Source organism: Enterococcus sp. 3H8_DIV0648, assembly GCF_002140655.1.
Lineage (GTDB): Bacteria > Bacillota > Bacilli > Lactobacillales > Enterococcaceae > Enterococcus_A > Enterococcus_A hulanensis.
Map to the genome: position 1 here is coordinate 21,276 of NZ_NGLG01000002.1, position 2,258 is coordinate 23,533.

Below are 2,258 nucleotides of genomic sequence, written 5' to 3' on the forward strand. Positions count from 1 at the left end.
GCTTTATGAAGAAATTGAGTCATTGTCTAGTTGCTACTATTATAGTGTTTGGTTTATTTGGGTTTGCTGTGCCGGGATTGGCACATGGGTATGTGACTTCACCGGGAAGTCGTGCTTATCTAGGAACGTCTTCAGGCGGAAGGCTGAATCAAAATGTTGGACGAGCGCAGTGGGAGCCGCAAAGTATTGAAGCCAAGAAAAACACGTTTATCGAAGGAAAGGTCGCCAGTGCAGGGGTCAGCGGTTATGAGCCGTTAGATGATCAATCATTGTCGCGTTGGCACAAAAACTCTATTTCGTCGGGAAACCTAAACATCTCTTGGTTTTTAACAGCGCCGCATAAAACAAGTACCTGGGATTACTACATCACAAAACCCGGTTGGAATCCTAACAAACCATTGAAAATTAGTGATTTCGAACTGATTAAGCAAATTGATGATCATGGGACTCTGCCAACCAAAGTAGTCAATCAGCAAATCACCATTCCAAACAATCGGAAGGGCTACAATGTTATCTTGGCTGTTTGGAACATTAGTGATACAGTGAATGCCTTCTATCAAGTGATCGATGTGAATATTCGCTAACAGATCAGTAAAAAAGTGTGTTTCGAGTTCATTTTAAAGCAATAAAGAACCATCCATTCTGATAGTTTTCTTTCAGAAATGGATGGTTCTATTAGTTTTTTGAAAAACCTGATTAAGAGCGTTCATTTTTTCAAGGGCGCTCTTTATTTTTCGTCTAGAGATCATGCAGGAACGATCCTCATCAAAATAAATCAGCCCTTCAGCACGATCGATTTGAGCAATATTTTCTAAATTCACCACAAAGGAGCGATGGGCTTTGAAAAAACGCGGATCTAAATTCTCAATCTCACCAAGAGTCGCGTAAAAATTCACTAGACGATTCTTGCAGATGAGACGAAGTTTATGGGAAATATCAGTCGTCTCAAAATAAAGAATATCGGAAAAGGGTACTTGAAAGCTAGTGTGCTGGTTATTAAAAATAAACAGTTCTTCCTTTTTTCCAGTTGATCGAACGCTTAAAAGATTCTCAAAGCAGTCGATTAAGCGTTGCTTCATCTCGTCGACTGGGCTGTCTTTGGCAATAAAATCAAACGCAGAAACCTTATAGGCATAAGTGATCGGAGCAAATTCTGAATGCGTGGTAATAAAGACGATCACTCCATGAGCATCCACTTGCCGAATCTGACTAGCGACTTCTAAACCTTTCCGCTCCTCACCGTTAAGCTCGATATCCAAAAAATAGATATTTTGATCAACAGTTTCTTGAACCTTCTCTAAAAGAAAATCAGGTCTTGCGGTAGTAATTATCGATTTTACCGACCAGCGTTTTTCCAGCAAAATCTCTCGAATGATTAAATCCAATCGTTGTTGCTGTAAAATGTCATCTTCTAATAAGAAAATATTCATTGCGGAAACTCCTCCTTAATCATCAAAACCTGTCGGAACACACCAAATTGATATTCTGTTTGTAATGAAAGATTGGTGTAGTTTTGTAAGATCGCTTGAACCGTAGCCAATCCTAATCCACGATTTTCACCTTTTGTCGAATAGTCTTTTTTAAATATTTTTGTGATATCAATCACTTCATCTGGACAAGAATTTTCAATGATAAGCTGAATTTTATTCATAGTCTCATCTCTTAAAAAGACAATCGTCAAAAAAGGATTCTCGGCTTTTTCGGCTGCTTCAATTGCGTTATCCAATAGGATCGAAGCAATACGGACATAATCTAAAATATCGATCGCTTCATTTTGGATAACATCGTCGATTTCGATATTTACCGGAATGTTTTTCTGCCAAGCTTGGATAATGTGGGTAGAAAAAATCCCTTTGATCGGCAGTGTCTTTAGGTTGTTCAACCGAGCGAGGGAATAGTGCTCATCATCTAGTGCAATTCCTTCCTGATTCAAGATTCGATTGTACGTATCTTGAATAATGGAAAGATCTTTTGTTTTAATGCTTTCATTCAAGCTGATCAGAACATTATGATAGTCGTGACGAAATCCCCGAAGCTCTCCATACATCGCTTCAATCTGTTGCACATAAGAGGTAAGATCAGCCAGCTGGTTATCCTTCAACTCTTGGATACGCTGTTTATCCATTTGCCGTGTCTTAATGTTCAAATAGACGATTAATAGGATAATCACTAGGATAAACACGACGATCAGATATTTCCGAACAGGATTTTCACCTTTTAGAACATATTCTTCTATCCAGTAATTACTAAACTGAATA

General features: G+C 38.5%; 3 protein-coding genes. 1 reads left to right on the forward strand and 2 read right to left on the reverse strand.

Going from position 1 to position 2,258, the window contains the following annotated elements; all coding sequences use genetic code 11:
* The first annotated feature begins 5 nt into the window (after positions 1–5).
* Positions 6–584 (forward strand): lytic polysaccharide monooxygenase auxiliary activity family 9 protein, encoded by a 579-nt coding sequence (locus A5875_RS16565; RefSeq protein WP_088934733.1) that lies wholly within the window; start codon positions 6–8, stop codon positions 582–584.
* Positions 585–656: 72 nt separating this feature from the next.
* Here the strand turns inward: A5875_RS16565 and A5875_RS16570 are convergent, their stop codons facing one another.
* The gene (locus A5875_RS16570) at positions 657–1,430 is read right to left on the reverse strand and encodes a response regulator transcription factor (protein ID WP_088934734.1); all 774 of its coding nucleotides are present in this window, start codon (positions 1,428–1,430) and stop codon (positions 657–659) included.
* Positions 1,427–2,258, reverse strand: an 832-nt coding sequence (locus tag A5875_RS16575; RefSeq protein WP_141108382.1) for a GHKL domain-containing protein, incomplete at its 5' end; no start/stop codon positions are given. The genes A5875_RS16570 and A5875_RS16575, both read right to left, overlap by 4 nt.